The organism is Haematospirillum jordaniae, from assembly GCF_001611975.1.
In the GTDB taxonomy this organism is placed as follows: Bacteria; Pseudomonadota; Alphaproteobacteria; order Rhodospirillales; family Rhodospirillaceae; genus Haematospirillum; species Haematospirillum jordaniae.
In genome coordinates, this window is sequence record NZ_CP014527.1 from 42,598 (window position 1) to 63,018 (window position 20,421).

Below are 20,421 nucleotides of genomic sequence, written 5' to 3' on the forward strand. Positions count from 1 at the left end.
TAACAACGAAAGATAATCTCACTTACATAAATATCCATTTTAAATAGAATACAGCAAATCTACCCACACATTTCACTTGTCAAATAATATCCCGCACCATATATAGGGTCTTCGGGAAAGATCACCGTACTTCAGTGCATACCGTCGGAATTGCCCCACGTATACACCCTGAACCTTGACCATCGGAAAAACCACATGGTTTCGCGAGTTCTGTTTGTTGATGACGAACAAAACGTTCTGTCTGCCCTTCGCCGTACATTCCACGGAGAGTTCGAGCTGGAGACAGCGGGGAACGCCGTGGAAGCCATGCGCCTTTTCCTAGATGGGGAACGCTTCGCGGTTATGGTAACAGATATGGATATGCCAGCTGTCAACGGCTTGCAGCTTCTTGAACAGGTCCGGAAACATTCTCCGCGTACCTGCCGTATTGTCCTGACAGGAAAACCGAACGCCGATGCCGCAACACAGCTTCTGTCAGACGGCTTGGTTTTCCGCTACCTCCTCAAACCCTGCACACCTGCAAAACTGCGTGACATTATTCGCGAGGGCATTGTTTGCTATGAACAAGCCAGCCTGCGCAGCAACAATGCACGGCATTTTGATACACCCGCGGCGGAATCACGCCATGTACGACAAACCCAAGTTTATCGCTTGCGTAATGGGGATGAGGTGGCAGCCAGCGTCCTAGATCGGGATGGACGGGTTCTTGTTTCCAGCGGTACTGTCCTTGACCAAGATCTCCTGAGCAAACTCAGAAAGCTGCTGGAAGAAGGCCGTATAGGAGAAAACCTGACCATTTACAGCACCCACTGAGAAATGGAACCAGTCCTATGGTGGAGCTGACAGGTTTTTATCTTGCTCTTGGTATTTCAACGGCCATAGTTCTTGCCCTTCTACGCCGGAATGCACAGCTCTATACCGAGCATCAGAAGGGTGCGGCCGAACAGAAGCGCATGGCCAGCGTGATTGATATTGCTGCAGACTGGGTTTGGGAAACAGATCGCCGGGGACGCATCACAACCATCACACCATCTTTCACGGATATAACCGGAATCCCCGTATCTGATGTGATCGGAAGAACGCGAAGGGAAATTCTCGGACGACCCAGCAAAAGCTCCCCTCCCGGTTTGGAAAAAGCATTCCGCACACGTGCACCATTTTCAAGCTTGGTCTTTACAATCCCCACATCAGAACAACAGATGATGCACATCAGCATCAGCGGTGCGCCCATTCTGGATCGTCACGGTCACTGGAAAGGCTACCGTGGTATCGGGAAAAACATCACCGCCGACGTAGCAGCACGGGAAGCTGTTCAGTCTGCTGAAGCACGCCTTCATATCGCAATAGAGGGAATTGCCGAGGGCTTTGCCCTTTGCCAGACCGACGGTACCATCACGTTGCGCAACAGACGATTGCGGCAGATGATTGAAAAGGCAGGGGGGAGCTTCAGCAGTAAGTTCACCTTGCATGATGCGCTCTCATCATGTGCGGAAAACCCTGCCGACGTGCGGGATCTGCTGGACAACTGGTTTACACGCATCATGAGACCGGTAACATTCCGCTGCCTGAACGGACAATACTACCTTGTCCGTTTGCAGATCACGCCGGACAACAACCTGCTGGTCACTGTGGGCGACGTCACGGAACAGCAACGGGCCCAAGATGCAGAAAAGCGTCTGGAGGAAGAGCGACGGCAGGCCCAGAAACTCGAAGCAATCGGAACACTTGCCGGCGGCATAGCCCATGAAATCAATACACCGATTCAATACATAGGCGACAATGTTCGTTTTGTGGCCGGCGTGCTGCCGGAACTCATTGCCATCGCTATAGATGTGGCAGACGGCACGAACAATGATACGTCCGTACAAGCGGCAATAGAAAGGTGCAGGAAGCTAGATCTTGGCTTTATTGGGCCGGAAGCCCCCTTGGCTCTTGAGCAGGCATTGGAGGGCATAGAGGCGGTCAGCCGGATCGTCATGGCAATGAAGGAATTCTCACATCCAAGCTTGAAAGATCCCGTCCCCTTCGACCTGAATCATAATCTGCAAAGTACCATCACCATATCACGCAATGAATGGAAACTCGTTGCCGAAGTGGAAACAGATTTTGAGAACAACCTGCCCCCTGTAACCGGTTTGCCCGGCGATCTCAATCAGGTTTTCCTGAACCTGATCGTCAACGCCGCACATGCCATTACGGATCATAATGATACCCAAATGGGGAAGATCACGGTTTCAACCCGTCAGGACGGTGATTTTGTCGAGGTTAGAATTGCAGATACCGGGTGCGGTATTCCCAATGATATACGCGACAAAATTTTTGAGCCTTTCTTCACAACAAAGGATGTAGGTCGAGGAACCGGACAAGGGCTGGCAATTGCTCATGACATTGTCGTGCGTAAGCACAAAGGCCGGATTGATATCGAAAACCGTGAGGGAGGTGGTACAATCTTCGTCGTGCGGATTCCCTTTGACCCTCCCTTGTCGCAAAATTATGGGGAGTCTGTTGAGACCTTCTCGGAAGAAGGACACTGGCGATGAGTCGCATCCTGTTTGTTGATGATGACCCAAGACTCCTGCAAGGGCTGAAGCGCCTGACCATAAGCCGGGGCAGCACATGGCACTGTGACTTTGCGCTTTCGGGGGCAGAAGGCCTAAGCTTTCTGCGTCAGGGGGCCTACGATATTGTTATCAGCGACATGCAAATGCCGCGCATGAATGGCGCAGAGTTCCTAGAGCAGGTACGTATCCTGTCCCCGCAAGCTGTCCGCATTGTACTATCAGGCTATTCACACATAGAGAGCATTGTTTCAGTCGCGGGGTCAGCGCATCAATACTTGGCCAAGCCCTGTTCTTTTGAACAGCTCATGGGGGTTATCGTCCGGGCTCTGGCCCTGCGACAGTCGTTTTCAAGAACAGCTCTGCACAGCATTGTCGGCAAACTGCACGCCCTGCCGTCTCCATCAGAACGATATACGCGGCTTCTCGCACTTCTGGAGTCACCGCTTACATCAACCGATGCACTTGCAACCGTCATGAAAGACGACATAGCCATGGTTGCCGAGGTTCTGAAGCTAACAAACAGCCAGTACTTTGCCCTGACAAACACAGCAACAAGCATTGAGCAGGCAATCCGGCTTCTCGGCACAGACATCATACGTATGCTTGTTTTTAATGTCGGCATATTCAGCAGCTTCAAACTAACTGGGCCTGCGGCAATTCTTATGGGTGCCCTGCAAGCACGAGCCATGCGGCTATCAACAGAGTGTGCAGGACGTGCAGCCGATGCGGGATTACCCAGCACAACTGTACAGATGGCACGTATTGCCGGCATGTTATGTGAAATCGGCGTTCTTGTTCTGTTGAATGACGTGCCTCAGTCCTACACAAAACTGGCCTGTGATACAGCAGACACCGGGCTCCGTCTTCTGGAAGCAGAGCAGGAAAGCATGGGCATCAACCACGCTGAACTCGGGGCCTATCTCTTGGGGTTGTGGGGCTTTCAGGATGACATTGTGTGGGCTTTAACCGCACTATCACCCTGCGCACCGGCCGGGCACGATCCCGGCCCGATTGCCCCTATCCTGCAGAATCTGCTTGCCGAAGATCCGCTTGAATACACCACGCAGTCATTGGCCGCACCAGCCTGACATCAGGCACCGGTCCTCAACCATTCAGACAACACTGCCTGACTATAGAGGCTTGCTACTTCACGAATAAAACGACTGAAGTCAGCGGGGGCATTATCATCAGCACAATCTGATATGGTACGAAGCGCTGCGAACGGAATCTCGTAATCCACACAGACCTGTGCCACAGCAGCGCCTTCCATTTCAACAGCAAGAGCATCAGGAAGATCTTGTCTCAGGCCGTGACTCCTTGATGCATCAGCAACAAATTGGTCACCACTGGCAATCAGTCCTTCATGCAAGCGAGGAGCCTGCAAGGCAAACGTGTCGACAGCATCGGCACCGACATGCCTGTCAACATCGGCAAGAATGGTTTGGGCCGCACTCCCCAGACGCGCAGATAGCGCCTTGTCAGTCTCAAAATGACTAAGACCATACAGAGGCACTTCATGCCGTGGGAATAGAGGCGAGGCATCCATGTCATGCTGCACAAAACTATGTGCCAGCACAACATCACCAACTTTCAGTCCTGTCCCTATACCACCTGCAACACCCGTAAAGACAATCTGCTTCACGCCAAAATGTTCGATAAGGACGGTTGCCGTCGTTGCTGCAGCCACCTTACCAATGCGCGAAAGAACAACAACCAGAGAGTGGCCATGCCAGTTTCCAAGCCAGAAGTCTCGCCCGGCGACCCGCACACACTGCTTATCGGGCAAACCATCCAGAACAGCTACCAACTCTTCGTGCATTGCACTCATAATGCCGATCGAGGTCATGTATACTCCCAAACCCTATCTAGAAAAGATAGGGACTCAGATACGTAAATCTACATTTATTATCAAGAAAATAAGTACATTATAGGTAAAATCTATAGTGTAACTGCATCATCACCCATGCCATACACGCCAATATCCTAAGCCGCAAGGGGTACGATATCCAGCGAGACATATTCCGACTCTCCCATCTGCAAAACAAAAACACCCCGCAATCACTAATGATTATCTGGCCAGATGTAACGCAAGCAGTATAATTGAGGCTGGAAACACTTTCCCTCTATTTGACCGGACCCATACATGGTCACACGCCGCGTTGTTTGTTTTCTTCAGCTTATCCTTGGCACATTCTATCTGTGGAGCCTGTCGGCAGGACACGTAATAGCACAGGATCGCGCTACCTTGGAACGCTATCTGCACGAAGTCCGTGCGCTCTTGCAAACTGACCTCTGCACGCATGAGGATGACGCACGCAGTCTTCTTGCCAGAAGCCCTGTATCACAACTGAGCAATCCCGTGTCCATGCCCGAAGGTAGCTTGGCGCAACGCCTGAAACAGGCTGTTGTCATGGTGGTAACTCCAACGGACAGCGGCTCCGGCTTCTTCGTAGACAAACATCACATTGTGACCAACTATCACGTCGTCTCCTCTTCCAGTTCCGAGGGAGTCTTTGTAGCCGGTCCGGGGTCGGCTGGCATACAGCGGGCCGAGATTATTGCCACCCTTTCCGGAAAAGGGGAGACCGCTTCCGACTTCGCCTTGCTGAAAGTAAACGGACCACCCTCCCCCGGCTTTCTGCCACTTGCCGAGAGTGCTGCAGAACTGGAGCACGTTATTGCAGCAGGTTTTCCTGCGCTTGTCCTTGGCAACGACGTTGGGTTTCGTCGTTTTATGAAAGGCGATCTGTCCACACTGCCCGACGTCATCCTGTCCCGTGGCTCTATCATGGCTATCCAGAACCGCAAGACAGCAGCACCCAGCATAGCCCATTCCGCTTCCATCTCAGGGGGAAGCAGCGGCGGCCCCCTTGTTGATGCCTGCGGACGAGCCATAGGCATCAACACGTTTATTCGTGTTGATGTCAAACAGGCCAGCAATACCGGGTACGCCATACCGGCCGGGCCCCTGATTCAGTTCCTGAAAAAGCAGGGCATCCAACCAACAATCCAGACAACACCCTGCACCAGTAGCTGATCAAACCTCATCGCCCCAAAGCACGGTCTACCTGTCGGCTCAAGTCGTCTTTTTGACGCTGCAGGGCATCAAGACGCCGTTTCTTTTCCGGGGCTGGTGTTACCGGATCGCTCCGCAACTGGGCAATCTTTGCTTCTAAGGACGCTATTTCTGCCTTCAGATCATTGTTACGCCCCTTGGCTTTCTCAAGCCTACCCTTTAACGCACGCAGCTCTTTCTCAAGCTGGGCATAGCGCTTCTCTGCAGCAGCACGATCTTCTGTAACAGACGCTTGTTCCTGCTGATTCCGGTCGTATTCACGTTTCTTCTGCGTGTTGAGGTCCTGCTCATTCTCTAGGGCTTCCTGCCTCTCCTTGACCCGTTCCTCATAGCCCCCGGACGCCAGATGACGAACACCGGACAAGAAGCCACCCTGGGCAGGATCCGTGTTCGATGCGCACCCCGCCAACAGAACACCAAAGGACACAACCAATCCACGACATACCAACCGGGAAAACACTGTCTTCTCTCCTGCCCTAACCAATGCGGGATACCTTGCGACGCTGGACAAGACCATCCAGGTCTTTCTCAAGAACAGAGATCTGCTGTTCCAGACGCGATATTTCGGCATCCATTGTCGCAAGTTTCTGTTTTGATCCCTGCGTCTTCCCACGCGCAATGGCATATTCCTCGTGTCTCTTCTTAAGGTTTGCGACCGTCTGTTCCAGATACTTGGTATTGTCATCAACATCAGCAAGCTGGGTACGGGCCTTCTCGCGACTGATCTGCCCGGCTGCAATCTGTTTCTCCAGACGCTCGATTGTTTTTGTATCTGTTGCAATAACCTGGCGACTGGCATCAATCAAATCAGCAAGCCGCTGGTTGTCAGCACGAACATCGGTGGTCATAGCTTCCAGACGCTCTTCTGTCGAAGCATACTCTTCCTGCTTGTCTGCAACATAGTATCCTGCCGCACCACCAACAGCCGCACCGGCCGCACAGCCCAAGGCAATGCCACGACCACGCTCACCACCCCCGCGCCCAGAAGCCAGCACACCAATCAGCATGCCCGCCACGCAGCCCAAGGCCGCACCTTCCGCAAGCGTTTGATTAAACGTTGCAGCCTGCTCACGCATACGCTTCTCAGCCGGCGTCATGGATGCCTCATCCCGCGTTGTCACACACCCGGACAACAACAGGCTGATCCCAAGAATAAAGGCCGTTACCTTCCCCGCTACCCTCATACATAACCTCTTGCCGACTGCTACAGTTTAACAAAGTCCTCAAGCCAAGCCTTTCGGCGAATCTGCTGGTTCGTACGATATACCAGAACGTGTGATAGATGGCGATCGATATACGGTAAAAGGTGAGACAAGCCCAGATTCTTCATCTCGACAACCAGAATACTCTTTTGCCGTACCAAAGTGGCCTCGTCATACTCTTCGGCCGTACGAACAACAGTATCAGCGTAATACCTCAGATTATCCTGCAAAGCCGCCGTATTTTCATCAAGCTGTTGACGGTAGCTTGATGCTCGCTCCCCATCGGGGTCGCTGTTGTGCTGGCTCTTCCAGATTGATTCAAGCTGGACAACCCACTTCCCATCATCGGACAGTTTCTGCCCAAGAAAGGCCCCCATCCTGAGCGTGGTGCGTACAGCCCGGTCGCGAGCCTCATCACGGGCGGCCAGATCCGCTTTCAGCGTATCACCTATCTCGCGCAAACGACGTTCCAGAGCCGGGTCAGCAACCGTGTCAGCCAGAAGAGACAAATCCGCAGACGGTGTTTTAGCTCGTGGCCCCTCATCCCCGCCTGCTTCTGATCCCAAATGGTTCCACGCATCCTGTACCGACTTTGCGGTGGCCCGGGACGTCAGTGCCGGAACGGACATCACAACACGGAAACCTGTTGTTGCTGCCCGGCGTGGCCCCGACGCATCAAAGAAAGGAATCTCGGAGCGCAGGGACGTGCGTATGTCTGCTTCTGCAGTCATATAATGCCCCCCACGGACAACAAAACCGCCTGGCTGACCGTGATACCGTCCAAGTCGAACAAAATGAAAAGGATCCAGCACAATCTCGTCCAAGTTACCCAACATATCATGCAAGCCCATTGGACCAGGCTCGAGAAGGCCAACAAACTGTGGCTTACCATTGGCAGATTGCGTGCCGGCATACCAGACATGGCGCGACAATGATTCCTTGATGGGAAAAACAGGCTCGTTAAAATCAGCAGGGGATACGGATGCACCACCCCGGGCCGCATATTCCCACTCGGTCTCGGTAGGCAGACGGACAAAACCGGCCTCATCTCCCTGACGTGGAAGAGAGTCCGGCTGTGTTTGCCGAAGCCAAGTGGTCAACTTCTCGGTAAAAGACAGCGCATCGAACCAGCCAACAGCCCCCTGGGGCAACCGGCCCTGAGGTCCGGGAGCAGGACAGCCGGACCCCATGACAGACTGATATTGAAGAACATTGGTTTCATACCGCGCCATCAGGAAGTAGGTCTGAACCGGGCTGTCACGAAATCCCCCCGCCAACCATTCGGTTCGTGTGCCCTCAAGATAGCCTGGACCGCCGGCGGGACTGCCAAGGACAAGCCGCCTGTCACCCAAGGGGCCATCAACCGGTATCGCCACCTTCCGGAAGGCCATGGCCCCGTCACAGGGCAACGGAATGATGACATCATCCTGCATAGGCTTCGGATTATAGTACTTCTCATCCCATCGTGCCCACGTTGCCGATGAGGAACACAAGAAGAGCAGGAAGACAAAAAAGAACCTAGACATCACGCAGACTCTCCGCTGGCTCAAGCGCCAGAATCCGAAGCATCGCAACCGCCGCCGACAAGGCAGACAGAACCAAAGTCAGAAGGGTAGCGATCAAAACGGACCAAAGGTCAAGATCACACACAAACCCCTCTCCCGACAGATTGGTCGTCAAGGTTCTGTTGAACAAAGCGGCCACAATGGCATACAGCACAAGTGACACAGCAATGCCGCATACCGCCACCAAAAGCGCACGCGTTACCGGGAACAGGGCTGCAGAACGACCACCAAAGCCGACAAGACGCAACAAGGCCAGATCACGCTTTCGTCGCTCGACATCAGCCCATAATCCTGCTGCCATGGACAAGACAAACCCACCCGTTGCCAACAATGCGAGAACAGAAAAAATGTAGGTCAGAACCCGGTCCACAGCCAGCACCATCTCGATATCATCGGCACGTGTTCTAACTTCCATCCCCTCCGCACGAAGACGGGCTGCCAAAGTAACAACACCATCAAGATCACGCGCAAAAAGCCGTGCACTGGCAAAAGAGCGTGTATCCATATTCGCGGGGTCTGACAGTGTATCTGTACGTCCGTCACGCCAGTCCTCGGCGGCAACCAGCAAGGACAAGGCAACAAAGGCAGCAGGCCTTGGGAAACGATCTTCGGATAGGATAGCGGCAACAACCAACGGCAACTTTATGACTTGCCGTTCTCCAGATACCGTACGGGTCAAAAAACCTGTCAAGGCATCCTCTTCCTTGACCCCCAGCCGATCTGCTGCCGCCCGGCTCAGAACGATCCGGTCAAAGCCAGATGGAAAAAGCCCAACCGGCAAAAACAGTGGATCACCGGGGCCGGAAGGTACAAGTTCCATCCCTTCGACCGAGCGACCAGAAGCCGTACGCACATCCAGCGTTGCCGATAGGGAACGGGTCCGCGGCATCACAAATCCAACCTCTGGCAACGCCTTCAAGTGGCCGAACCAGGCCGGACCCAGTCGATAGTTCCCGACAAGCAGAATTTCAAGATTCCGTGGATCTTGGAGAAGACGGGATCGCAGGGTCTCGACAATACCGGTTTTCAGGCCTAGAAGGACAAGAAGCGGCGCCATAACCGCAGCAAGAGCCAAGATCTGGCACATCGCCACACGCCAGTCATGGCGGCAATCGGCCCACGATAACCAGATAATACGCCAGGCTATCACGGGGGAGCTCCTTTCCATGTAAAAAGGGTCCGGGAACCAGAAGTATCCTGAGCCGAAGATGCAACCAGTGTTGGCAGCTCCATACTGCCAACAAGGGACTGGTCGTGACTGACCAGAACCAGAGCCGATCCGGATGCTTTCACCAATTCCAGCAACAGGGCCATGACATCAGCAGAACGGGCCGGATCAAGCGCCGCCGTTGGCTCGTCAGCGAGCACAAGATCCGGGCGATACAAAAGGGCGCGGGCCACGGCCACCCGTTGGCGCTCGCCAATGGACAGAGCCGAGGGCATCAGGGATACAAGGGGGCGCAAACCAAGCACATCAAGAAGATAGTCTTCCCATGCGGGGTCAAAGACAGTTAGCTCTCGCGCGGAAAGCCGTATGTTGGCCAAAACATCCACGAAAGGCAGCAATCCCCCGGTCTGGAGAATGTAACCAAGATGTTCGGCCCTGACCCGGGCCAAAACATCCTTCCGCCGCGACGCCCACAAAGCTGGAATATCAACACCCCGGACCTGAAAGATGCCTGCCGATCCCGGTTGCAGAACCAAGCCAAGAATATCCAGCAAAGTGCTTTTGCCACAGCCACTGGGCCCCGTCACAATCATGGCCTGCCCGGAAGACAAGGTCAGGGACGGAAGGAAGAAACGGAACCCCCCGCGAGACCCTTCTAAGGACCGGATATCCAGAACACACGTGTTCACGGCATGGCATCCAGAGGAACCGGGTACACCGCCTCTCCGGGATCAAGACCGCCATCTAGGGAAACCCAGCGGCTGACATCATCATTATACACCTGGTACAGGCGCAGTTTGCGTTCTATCTCGTCAAGGAAAGCCTGCTGCTGGCTGATACTCCAGCTGGACCATGTCTGCTGGTCAAGGTCCAGAACCTTGGATCGATAAGGCAGGTCGTCCAGATATTCTCCAAGCAAACCCAAATCCGCCAACCGACGGGCTTGGTCACGTTTGACAATGTTAGGATCACGACCCAGCGTCGCCGCAACAGACCGCAGTTGGGCAAAGAAATCGCCCGGTGACAGTTGTGCCGCCTGCCCTGCCGTACTGATTGTCTGCAACACCTGCTGCAAATCCGAAAGCTGGTTCCGGGTCAGCAGAACGCGAACTTCAGTTGTTGGTATCTCAGGATGCTCAAGGTCACGGTCGGCAATCCATGCCGAAAAGAGAGGCGGAGCCTGTGTTCCCTCCTTACGACCAAGCCAGGCCAGCTGCATGGCATGCCCCAACATGGCCGCGTCCTGACGAACACGCGACAGGCTGCCTCCTGATTGCACATAGCCGGGATCTGCTGTCCGGGCAGCACCCGGAACCGACTCACCGCGCCGGGCAGCACCAACCTGCTCAACAATCGCATCGCCCAAAGCATCCACCATTGACCCAAAAACATCCACAGCCCCTGATTCAACAGGATAATACAGTGGACGCTGCAAAAGGGGATGACGGGTCAGATCCTTGTACTGGGCCTCTGCTTCAGCATGATTAGCTTTTCCGGCCGGAGTTCTCAGGTGGAGGGCATAAACGGCAAGCCCACGGTGCTGGGCCTCAAGACGAACCTGGGCCGCATCCAGTCGAGTTGACGACAGGGGATCCTGACCCCGCAAGGCACCAGCATCGGTGATAAGGATCACATACCGCCCACCGAAAGAAGACCATTGGATACGCTCCACTGCCGTCATGATGCCAGCATAGGCATCTTCGGAGAAACGCGCAGAAGACACAGTTGCCGCCTTCAGGTCAGCAACACGATCCAAGAATTCTTTACCGCTGCGCACCTCGGAAGGATCGGCAAACACCTTGGACACATAGTCCAGCTCAGGGGTGCGATCAACATTGGAACGAAAGGCAATCATGCCGAACCGTACCTGATCCAGAAGCCCCGCCTTCTCGATATGACCGTAAATCCGCCGCACTGCTTCACGGGTACGGTCGATGTAGGGCCCCATTGACACTGTGGAATCAATCACAAACACAACAGCCGCCGTAAAGTTCCGCAACGCACTGACCCCACCGGAAGAAGGGGTTGGTGCAGCAACAGCTTTGCCCTCATCACGACTAACGGAAGCAATTTCCAGCATCCGGACACGGTGCCCATGGCCGCTGAAGGTTTCCTCCGCCTGAAGGATGGGAAGAAGGTAAAAATGGCTGGCAAGATCAACGTAGTTTTCAGGCTCTACAGACACGACATGGGGATCATGCCCACCTGCCAGAACAGCCTTGCGCAAGGGATCGATGCGCAGAGCCGGTTGGTCGGCTTCAACAACGGAGGCAAGGCTGTTCCTATCCCGGAACAACAACGCACGCTCGCGTCCGGACGGATTGGTGAAGGCCAATGTCAGCTGCTGCTTCCAAGGCAATGTAAATCCAGCCTCAACCCAACCATCAACATCGCCGTTTGCTGTCAGGCCAACCTCAAGCCAAGGGACAGCCCCTATTATCTTGCGGTCATAAACATAGAAACGGGTCAGGGCTGGCTGCTGCATACCCGGTCCATCACCCGGACTGCGCTTGAGGACAGCACCCGGACGTGTCAGCACCCTTTCATAAAGGGTTGCCTTACCCGGCATGATCAGGGGAGAGCGTGCGTATACGGTAGGTGCCTGACCAATGCACAGTATCACGGCAAAGGACACCAGCATGCGAGCTAGCGCGCGATAAATGGCAACTTTGGCCCGCACCATCCTACTCTCCCAGATCACGCAGAACAGACTTCGCCACGTCATCACCGGAGGCTGCAGCCTTGCGCAACCATTCCAAGCCCTTTGTGCGACCATAACCATTCGGATCAAGAGCAAGAAGAATCTGGCCCAGCCTTCTTTGGGCTTCTGCATGACCGGACAGCGCAGCCGGCTCGTACCAATAAGCTGCTGTTTCCGCATCCGGCTTTTCAATCGGGCTAGAACTTGGATGATACGTTTCGGGATCATAAAACCGCCCCAAGGCCAGAGATGCACCGGGGTGCCCTGACCGTGCAGCATACCGGTAGGCCAACATAGCCAGATCAGCCTTTTCACGGCGCATCAGATCATCAGCCAAAGCAACCGTTGCATCCGAAGAAGGTGAGCTACCAAGAAATGCAGCCAGATCCTCGCGCGTTTTTACGTCTTCTGGTGCTGCACGGTATTCTCCATCCTGTACAGGCGGAGGAACAAAGGGATCAGACGGGGCATGAGAACCATTCCAGTACCAGAAACCACCAACCACAACACACAAGGCCAGAACAAGAATGGCGGGAAGCGGGAACTTTGCCCGAGAAGAACCCAAACCGGAAACCGGTGTCGATTCTTCGACAGGATCAGGCAGAACAACCGGCTCCACCACGATCGGTTCAGGTAATGGCTCCGCATGCGGAGCCGGAGCATCCGCAACAGCAGCATGTGATGGATACAGACCTGTCACGCCCTGCACACCACGGACCATAATCCCGGAGTTTTCGACCGTCAGCTGAATACGGGCATTTGGCGGCAAGACAGCAAGACAATCCGTAATAAGCGGACCAAGAAAGGCTCTTCCGGTGTTGTCAAAATGCACATCGTGCCAGCACTGCTCGGCCTGCCAACCCCCACCGGAGTTCAGAAAATCCTGCCCTTGGTTACGCAGGATCTGCACACGCCCATTTCCTGCGGGAATCCCGGACACCTTGAGAACAGAATACCCTGGCCCACGCTCAATATCAGGGACAAGTTCAGCTTTTGACACCATAAACAACGGTTCCATCTATCAGGAGACAGGCGCCCCCTTCATGCGATCCAGAAGGCGCCCCAAACGGCGATTATGCTCCGGCCCAATCTCATTGCCGGCAAGGTGACCAGCATTGGACACAGCCATTTCACGAAATGCATCTATCCAATCGACCAGATACAATGCTGGATAGTTGATCGGTGCATCTGGCAGATCGGGGGGATCAGCCACAGGAGCAGGGGCGGAGAACAGGCGACGCCCCGCAATATGTGAGGAAACAGGCCGCTTGTCGGTAGGGATACTCCCGAAGCCAAGCCAGTCTACCCAAGATCCAAGACATGTTGCCGCAACCAATGTCTGCCGATCTGCCAGTTGCCCACGGGTTGTCGAAGCCCTTTCCTCGGCTTCCCGCAGGGCAGCGATCAGCTGAGCCTCCAAGCGACACCGAGTCATACCTGTTATCAGCTCATCGACCAGAATTTGCAGGGTGTCCCCGGTCATACCCAAGAAACGGTGCATCTGCATATTGGCAGGAATATCGCGTATACTCCGCATCCAGTCAGACATAACAGCACGGGCATAGCGAGCTGCCCGCCCCCCCTTCCCGGGTGAAGAGGCAGGGGCAGAGTCCGTAACAACCTGGCCAAAACCAGACAGATCAAGGCTGAACAGACTCCCCGTCTCGAGGTCAGCATGATCCTGCCCTTCGTCAGCACCTGTTTCCTCTAGGTCGTAATACAACGTACGCAGCCGTTCCTGTGTTGGCTGCAAGGCATGAACAAGCTCACCAAAGCGGTCGAGCCGCTGCTGCAAGGCAAGCTGCACCTGACGGGCCAGATCCTGTTTGTGGGCAACGGCACCCTCACCATCAACCTGATAGAAAGGACCAAGAACAGATGAGACCAGACGCACCCGGATATCGGACACCTGCTCGGCAATACGCCCCAGCTTTACATCCGGTTTTGCCACCGTGCCCAGATAGTCCGCCAAACGCGTCATGCCCCCGTCATCAAGTGTCAAAGCAGCATCCCATGCCACAGCAGGGTCACGGACATGGCGCCTGACACTGGCATCCTCGACAAAAGTGCCACGCATGGCCACAAGACGTTGTTCCTGTCCTTTGGCAAGGGCAACTTCCTGCCGTCCCTCCATTTCAATAACACCCGGAGCCATTCCCGGTTTGCGTACCAGAAACACCGTGTCAAAGGGCTGGTTCGGGGCCCAGGTGTTGACCCACTCAAACTGTTCAAACTTCTCCAGCAACGTCAGGCGCATCATCCCGCCCCATCCCTCGCGGATCAAATCCATGGTTTCATCGGGACGGGGTTTCAGACGCTCGTCAAACATGGTGATTGTCCACACCAACCCGGACTCCCGGCGGGAACGCTCTTCCGGCGTTGCCCCCTGCGTTGACTCGATCCATGCCTGCAGCGCCGGCCCCAGATCATTGACATCGGACTGCTTGTGGCAAGGCGTACATAGGACCAGGGCATTCATTTCTTGGTCTTCGGTATACCGTTCAAAAAGGTAGGCAACCTTGCCGCGCAGAACAAGTTCTGCAACCGGATCACGGCCTTCAAGGCGCTCTGCCACATCTGCCAAACGCCCCACATTCAGGCGACCGCGGTACCCGGGAAAATCAAGAAGATCAACCTGTTCAAGCAGGGACGCCTGCGGTGGGTCCGCCAGGCAAAAAATCATCTCGCAGGCCAAGGCCGCCAGAACGGGACGAGCAACCGAAACAGCGCTTTCCTTCCCCAAATCCTGATGGGTTACAACCTGAACCATCCCCATGTCATCACGCCCGAGACCCGCCAGCATATCAACATTCATGATGCTGTTTTTCTGGCTGAATCCACCCGCCCCATCCGGCACAACTAAGGCATCCAGTGCGGCAAAGACCCGTGGAGCATGACCGATTGACCGTAACGTCTCTGCCAGATGGATCCAGACAGCTGTAAATTCCGGAATATCACCCCACAACAGAGAGAATAGCTCCGCCCGACCCCGTGTATCCAAGCGGGGGGCAAGATCTACAGCCCGCAACCAGAACCCAGCCTTGTACGGCTCCATGTCCCGTGGGAAGCGGCTGTTAAAATAATCCATCAGATCAACAACATCAGAAGCCCCCATCCCCCCTGTTGGACCAAGTGATACCTTGCGGGTAACAGCATCCAAGCGCAGGGCGATAACAGCCGGATCCGAACAGACGCTGACCTTCTGACGATCAAAGTCCATAAAGAAGCTGTTACCAATAATCCGGACCAGATCCGCTTCGCTGAAAAGACGCAAGGCAACAGGAAAACCCGCTGGTGTTGGCAGACGACGGCGCGTGAAGCGGGTGACGATGCCGGTTGCTTCCTTGCCTCCTCCTGGTGGATTAATATGGGCAATGAAGTTCAGTCGCTGACCATCCATATCTGTTTCAAGGGCCCCGCCCTTTCCACGGGCCAAGGCCGATATCAGATAAGATTTCCCCGCTTGGGACAGACCGAAAAAACCAACAGCCACGGGCTGTGCCACAGCGGCAGCCAATCTTCTGGCACGACCACCCTCGCGGTGCAGATGAATACTGATTCCATCTGCCTCCCGGTCAAGCCGCGCACTGTCAGGCCGTACGTCCCGAACCCAAGAAATTCCTTCGTCCACGCCATCGGCAAGTGCCTTGCAGGCCTCAACCAGTCCCTCAGGAGTAGCCGTCACAACTGCGGGCCCTTTACTCACCGTCTGCCTCCATCAACCAACAACACTGCCAGTATCCAGCCAATAGCTGTCTTCACCAATTCCCTGTGTCAACAAGGTGAAAAGGCGGATCTTCAGGGCATCCCGGCTGAATGTCTGCCCGTCGCGGTCACCTCCTCTCACTGAAATCCGGCTGATTTCCAGTTTTTCAGCCCGACCGCGACCGGGACGCAAGGTAACATCCAGCACCGTAGCATCGCCTTGGCCACCACCATATAAAGCCGTATCAGCCTTGCGATTATTTCTATTGAAATCAATCAGGTATAATGGACTTGCTCCCCAACGAGGAGCCGAAAGCTGGCGGAAACCAAGAAGGGTCCGCCCCCGAATTTCAAAACTGACATCCTCGGGCAACTGATAGTCAGGATTATCCCAGTCAATATCGCGATAATAGATATCCTCGTCCTTGATAAGACGATTGCTGTCCATCAAGCCAACATGACGCACAGTGGAATACAAACGGAATACATTGGAACGGAAGAAGAAGCCGGGAATACGCCCCTGCCCCAGAACACAAAGCATAGCCCCGACAGCTGCCGTTGTCTTGGGATCATCGATGCGGGCATTACGGTGGAAGGGATACCACGTTCCCGTCCGATAACCATGCAGAACCACCAGACGATCCGGAGGCAATGCAAGCAGACTGCGGAACAGGGCTTGTACGCCCGGCAAACGGGATGGACGTCCGGACAGAAGCAGGATATCGCAGTCATATGCATAAACAAGTTCACACAAGGCCTGCACAGGCTTGCAGATCTCCATACCACCGCTCAGGAACAAACGGTGCAAGCGCCCCGGGTCGACAACAAGACGAACGGCCAAGAAGTTGAAGGGTAGCCCTCCCCCCCCTTCTGCCCGTGCAACACCGGCAGCAAACCAGCCAAGCAAATCTTGAGGCACAGAAGGATCACTCTTCCCGCCATCTGCCAACAGTTCTGCCACCGTCAGAGACTGTACATCCGCCCCGACAACGGGGTCATAGGCTTCACACCTTTTCAGAACCTGCAAGGCCAAAGGATAAAGAACCTGGAGTGTCAGCTGCTGGCGCTTGACCTGATCAGGAACCGGAACCGCCTCATTCCCAGCAAGACGCGACAGGACAACAGCCGGCGTTACAACACCGTGATCCTTCAGGGCCTGCTCAAAGGCAGGAAGGATCACCTTGCGAATCACATCAAGAACAATATCGTCCCCGGCGATTTTAAAGCCATCGCGGAACCGCTGTTCCGGCAGAATATAAACATTGCCCCCGCGGCCATCATCTAGGGTGTAATCTGTCACCACAAGATCAGTTGTACCGCCACCAATATCAATTGTTGCAACCCGCAGGCGGCGTCCTGGGTCATCGGCACGGGGCTTGCGCATGACGTGGAAGAAGTCCTCCGGTCTACCACCGAAATTATTGACCGTTTCCGAATACAGCCACACCGCCTGCGCACACGTGGCCTCATCCCACTGGATACGTTGCTCGGGCAAGGCCGGCCAGCATGCATCCTTCTGCTCCTGGGTATTGGTGTCCGGATCTCCCGGGAACCATCCCATAGAGCGCCAAACCAAGCCAACGGCCTGTTCCAGGGCATCGTGAAAAATCTGTTGTTCCGGACGGGGCATGGAGGGAGGAACCGTCAGAATAACAGAACGCAGACGGCGCGGCAGATTGGCATGGCTCATCTTCAGGCGCTGGCCGGTACTATTCATCTGTACCAGAGCCTGAACCAGCACCTCAGCCAACATGAATGTCATCAGCGCACTGCGACTGTAGTGCGGCACAAAAACCTGGATCTGTTCCTCTGGCAGCAGAGTAAACAGCGCCTTTCCTTCTTCATTGATCAGGTTCCCGAAGGGAGCCGCCGTTGCCAAGGGTTCTGTTTCAGAGCGGTTGAAAGCATCGTTGAAACGCCAGCCAGACTCATAGCGTTCGTCATCCCACAGATAACGCTTGGGGCTTGAAAGACCGGTTGATCCCTCGCTCCCCTTGCGTCGCGCAGCCAAGCGTGCTGCCTCGGGCCCAACGCGCGCAAGGGTTGGCCACAGGAATGCATCATTGCGGCCCGAGAGAACAGACTGGTCAACCCGGCCAAAACTTGCCTCGGCAAACTCCAGACGGCTTTCAAAGGGGTCTGTATACACCTGATGGGCACGCCCCAGATCCCGCAGTTCAAGCGTATAGCTCAATTTCAAACCGTTTGCCTGCTGGGGATGATCCTCGATCAGAATGCCGCAGGTGCGTGAATTACCAACATCCAGAACCATATCAACCGGAATGGACGGCAAAACATCATCGGAACGATTGGAGAGGATCTTGATGCGCGGAGGACGAACCAAGGACCCAATCAAACTTATGATATTCAGATAATGGGTATAGTGCAGACCGGCCTTGATGCCCGCCTCAATATCCTCACGCGACAGACGCAGCCGGGGGGTCGCACCGTCCGAAAACTCCTGCTCCAGCCAGCCAGAAACCCACCTCTGGGCCATAAACCAAGCAGGATCCTCACCCTGCCAAGCCAGAGCAAAACGTACGCCCCCTTCGACATCACCCAGCGTCGGCGCCAGATAGGCCGTACCCAAACGTTCCTCTGTTACATTGGTATCAAAGGCCAGAACAAGACGATGTGTATATCCATCGCGGTCCTGTCCAGGCTCAAGAGGAAAAAGGCGTGCACGGGCCCAATTAGCTGGCCCTTGAACAAATGTTGTGGCCTGCTGACGCAGGAACGGGACAGGAAGCCACGTATCAGACAGCAGAGCAAAACTGTCTCCGACAGATGTCTCAAGTTCCGGATGATCCTGCATCGGCAGACGTGACCGGGGATGCAGTGTTGTATCCCGAACAGGATCAGCCTCTAGCCGAACAGGTACCGGACTTTCCGCCACCCGGGCGAAACGACCAGGGGACTCACGGCGGGCATCAAGCGTCAAACCAAAATCCACAAACTGGATCCCGGTTCGCATGATCAGCGTGATTTCCTCTTCCGACCGCCGGGTAACATCCGCCAGCATGACTATCCTTTCTCAGAAACTCAGGGCTACATTTCTATAAACATTCGGGCAGCTTGCTCAGTGACCGGACTGACGCCCTATATCAACATGGTACCGTGCTCCATCGGGATTAATACCCTGACACCGGGCTTCGCCGTTTATATCACGATCACACACAACCTGTGACGGCGCAAACTCGCGACCATCGGGACAGCGGACAGGTTCTGCCTGATCGATATGCAAACGTCCTTGGTCCATACGAGCATTTCCGGGACCTATGCACACTACGCCGTCTCCGCGACGAATGGTCATGGTTCCAGCGCCTTTGTCAAAAGAATATTCCACGTCTAGAGGCAAACTTGTAGCGCCATCAACCAGACCGGTATGGGAACGCCATGTTCCATTGAGGAAATCAGTCTGCCCGCTTTGCAGCGCCTCAGGTGGAATATGCAGGGCCTCTGCACCAGAGGAAGCCTTATCGGGCGAAACAGACGGCGGTAAGCTTCCCTCCTCTGGTGATGATCCGGATGTGTCAGTCTCATCCGCTCTGTCTGCAGACGAGGACTCAGAGAGAGAATCTTTATCCGGCTCCACAGGCTGTTCAGTGCCGCCGGGTGGGGACGTGGCTGTCATGTCACCTTGTCCCGGATCAAGGGCAACCGCTTTTCCACTGGCACCATCAACGACAACAGCCTGCCGGAATGGAAGAAACGGAATAATGGAGTGTTGCTCTTCAAGAACAGTCCCCGACAGCCAAGACGGCAACAAGCCCCTCTTCTCCTCAGGAAGGGACAACGCCCACCACCGCATAAACCAGATTAGAAGTAGCAGAAACAGCAGAGCAAGAGGAGCCGCAAGTAGAAACCACAACCACCACGGCCACCCCAATCCAGCTCTATCGGCCGTTGGCACAGACGCTGGCGTGGTCTGCGCAGGGGACAAGGACAAACAGACCAAGACATCCTTACCACCTGGTACAGCCAATAGCGAGAAACCCCAGAATGTCACCACAGGCTGCCCATCTACCAAGTAAATATGTGTTTCATCCGGAATAAACAGGGCAAACGGCAATAAGCGGGCAAACAGCTCCAAGTCTCTGGACATAGCGGGCCGATCCGCCAAAAGGCCCACGTGAGATGAAACACGGTGACGTGCAGACTGAAGTCTAGGAAGAACTGCTTGCTGCTCCTGTAAGGTCGCAGCGGACCAAGGTATAACTCTTGACCCTGCAGGCGCATACCAGTCGATTGTCACACCATCAGCCCTGATTTGTGGGATCGCCATCAGGGAAGCAACATCCTCTCCAATCTGGCGTCTGATGGTTGAGCGCATTTGCAAGGCCGTCGAGAACAAGGATGTTCCGGAAATACCCAGCATACAAAAATCACGCAAGGAGCCTGTTCGTAACAGCGGACCTGTACCATTCTGATCATGTGCCATCG

15 protein-coding genes are annotated in these 20,421 nt (G+C 54.8%); 4 read left to right on the plus strand and 11 right to left on the minus strand.

Annotated features, from left to right (window positions below):
- Positions 1 to 195 precede the first annotated feature (195 nt).
- Genes AY555_RS10415 through AY555_RS10425 form a run of 3 tightly spaced genes read left to right on the plus strand, consistent with a single transcriptional unit; the run spans position 196 to position 3,649 of the window.
- Positions 196 to 813 carry a response regulator gene (locus AY555_RS10415; protein WP_066137069.1) on the plus strand — a complete coding sequence of 206 codons (618 nt, stop codon included), beginning with the start codon at positions 196 to 198 and terminating at the stop codon, positions 811 to 813.
- A 17-nt stretch (positions 814 to 830) separates the two neighbouring features.
- A complete protein-coding gene (locus AY555_RS10420) occupies positions 831 to 2,540 on the plus strand; it encodes a PAS domain-containing sensor histidine kinase (protein WP_066137071.1) in 1,710 nt (569 codons plus the stop codon).
- Positions 2,537 to 3,649 (plus strand): HDOD domain-containing protein, encoded by a 1,113-nt coding sequence (locus AY555_RS10425; RefSeq protein WP_066137073.1) that lies wholly within the window; start codon positions 2,537 to 2,539, stop codon positions 3,647 to 3,649. The genes AY555_RS10420 and AY555_RS10425 overlap by 4 nt, the downstream gene beginning before the upstream one ends.
- Positions 3,650 to 3,651: 2 nt before the next feature.
- On the opposite strand, the gene AY555_RS10430 is transcribed toward AY555_RS10425, so the two are convergent.
- On the minus strand, positions 3,652 to 4,407 hold the full coding sequence (locus tag AY555_RS10430; protein ID WP_066137075.1) for a 5'-methylthioadenosine/adenosylhomocysteine nucleosidase: 756 nt from the start codon (positions 4,405 to 4,407) through the stop codon (positions 3,652 to 3,654).
- Between the two features lie 297 nt (positions 4,408 to 4,704).
- Between AY555_RS10430 and AY555_RS10435 the strand changes: the two genes are divergently transcribed.
- Positions 4,705 to 5,598, plus strand: coding sequence for a S1 family peptidase (locus tag AY555_RS10435; protein WP_066137077.1), 894 nt, complete (start codon positions 4,705 to 4,707; stop codon positions 5,596 to 5,598).
- A 7-nt stretch (positions 5,599 to 5,605) separates the two neighbouring features.
- On the opposite strand, the gene AY555_RS10440 is transcribed toward AY555_RS10435, so the two are convergent.
- From AY555_RS10440 to AY555_RS10485, 10 genes are read right to left on the minus strand one after another with little or no spacing between them, the layout of a single operon-like run.
- Complete coding sequence (locus tag AY555_RS10440) at positions 5,606 to 6,097, minus strand: coiled-coil domain-containing protein (RefSeq protein WP_066137079.1); 492 nt, start codon at positions 6,095 to 6,097, stop codon at positions 5,606 to 5,608.
- Positions 6,098 to 6,113: 16 nt separating this feature from the next.
- A complete protein-coding gene (locus AY555_RS10445; RefSeq protein WP_066137081.1) occupies positions 6,114 to 6,821 on the minus strand; it encodes a hypothetical protein in 708 nt (235 codons plus the stop codon).
- A gap of 20 nt (positions 6,822 to 6,841) precedes the next feature.
- Positions 6,842 to 8,365, minus strand: a complete 1,524-nt coding sequence (locus AY555_RS10450; protein WP_066137083.1) for a formylglycine-generating enzyme family protein — start codon at positions 8,363 to 8,365, stop codon at positions 6,842 to 6,844.
- Positions 8,358 to 9,554, minus strand: coding sequence for an ABC transporter permease (locus AY555_RS10455; RefSeq protein ID WP_066137085.1), 1,197 nt, complete (start codon positions 9,552 to 9,554; stop codon positions 8,358 to 8,360). The genes AY555_RS10450 and AY555_RS10455 overlap by 8 nt, the downstream gene beginning before the upstream one ends.
- Positions 9,551 to 10,261 (minus strand): ABC transporter ATP-binding protein, encoded by a 711-nt coding sequence (locus tag AY555_RS10460; protein WP_066137088.1) that lies wholly within the window; start codon positions 10,259 to 10,261, stop codon positions 9,551 to 9,553. The genes AY555_RS10455 and AY555_RS10460 overlap by 4 nt, the downstream gene beginning before the upstream one ends.
- On the minus strand, positions 10,258 to 12,255 hold the full coding sequence (locus AY555_RS10465; protein ID WP_156483406.1) for a vWA domain-containing protein: 1,998 nt from the start codon (positions 12,253 to 12,255) through the stop codon (positions 10,258 to 10,260). The genes AY555_RS10460 and AY555_RS10465 overlap by 4 nt, the downstream gene beginning before the upstream one ends.
- 1 nt (position 12,256) lies before the next feature.
- Positions 12,257 to 13,276: a tetratricopeptide repeat protein gene (locus tag AY555_RS10470; protein WP_156483407.1), complete on the minus strand. Its 1,020-nt coding sequence runs from the start codon at positions 13,274 to 13,276 to the stop codon at positions 12,257 to 12,259.
- Positions 13,277 to 13,294: 18 nt separating this feature from the next.
- Positions 13,295 to 15,979 carry a putative virulence factor gene (locus AY555_RS10475; RefSeq protein ID WP_082812143.1) on the minus strand — a complete coding sequence of 895 codons (2,685 nt, stop codon included), beginning with the start codon at positions 15,977 to 15,979 and terminating at the stop codon, positions 13,295 to 13,297.
- Between the two features lie 12 nt (positions 15,980 to 15,991).
- Positions 15,992 to 19,000 carry a virulence factor SrfB gene (locus AY555_RS10480; protein WP_066137093.1) on the minus strand — a complete coding sequence of 1,003 codons (3,009 nt, stop codon included), beginning with the start codon at positions 18,998 to 19,000 and terminating at the stop codon, positions 15,992 to 15,994.
- Positions 19,001 to 19,057: 57 nt separating this feature from the next.
- Positions 19,058 to 20,419 carry an SrfA family protein gene (locus AY555_RS10485; RefSeq protein ID WP_066137095.1) on the minus strand — a complete coding sequence of 454 codons (1,362 nt, stop codon included), beginning with the start codon at positions 20,417 to 20,419 and terminating at the stop codon, positions 19,058 to 19,060.
- Positions 20,420 to 20,421 lie beyond the last annotated feature (2 nt).

Excerpts from the sequence above, each read along its gene's own strand:
- AY555_RS10415 (WP_066137069.1), top strand. The coding sequence starts at position 196 with ATGGTTTCGCGAGTTCTGTTTGTTGATGACGAACAAAACGTTCTGTCT.
- AY555_RS10420 (WP_066137071.1), top strand. The coding sequence starts at position 831 with ATGGTGGAGCTGACAGGTTTTTATCTTGCTCTTGGTATTTCAACGGCC.
- AY555_RS10425 (WP_066137073.1), top strand. The coding sequence starts at position 2,537 with ATGAGTCGCATCCTGTTTGTTGATGATGACCCAAGACTCCTGCAAGGG.
- AY555_RS10430 (WP_066137075.1), bottom strand. The coding sequence starts at position 4,407 with ATGACCTCGATCGGCATTATGAGTGCAATGCACGAAGAGTTGGTAGCT.
- AY555_RS10435 (WP_066137077.1), top strand. The coding sequence starts at position 4,705 with ATGGTCACACGCCGCGTTGTTTGTTTTCTTCAGCTTATCCTTGGCACA.
- AY555_RS10445 (WP_066137081.1), bottom strand. The coding sequence starts at position 6,821 with ATGAGGGTAGCGGGGAAGGTAACGGCCTTTATTCTTGGGATCAGCCTG.
- AY555_RS10450 (WP_066137083.1), bottom strand. The coding sequence starts at position 8,365 with ATGTCTAGGTTCTTTTTTGTCTTCCTGCTCTTCTTGTGTTCCTCATCG.
- AY555_RS10465 (WP_156483406.1), bottom strand. The coding sequence starts at position 12,255 with ATGGTGCGGGCCAAAGTTGCCATTTATCGCGCGCTAGCTCGCATGCTG.
- AY555_RS10470 (WP_156483407.1), bottom strand. The coding sequence starts at position 13,276 with ATGGTGTCAAAAGCTGAACTTGTCCCTGATATTGAGCGTGGGCCAGGG.
- AY555_RS10480 (WP_066137093.1), bottom strand. The coding sequence starts at position 19,000 with ATGCTGGCGGATGTTACCCGGCGGTCGGAAGAGGAAATCACGCTGATC.
- AY555_RS10485 (WP_066137095.1), bottom strand. The coding sequence starts at position 20,419 with ATGGCACATGATCAGAATGGTACAGGTCCGCTGTTACGAACAGGCTCC.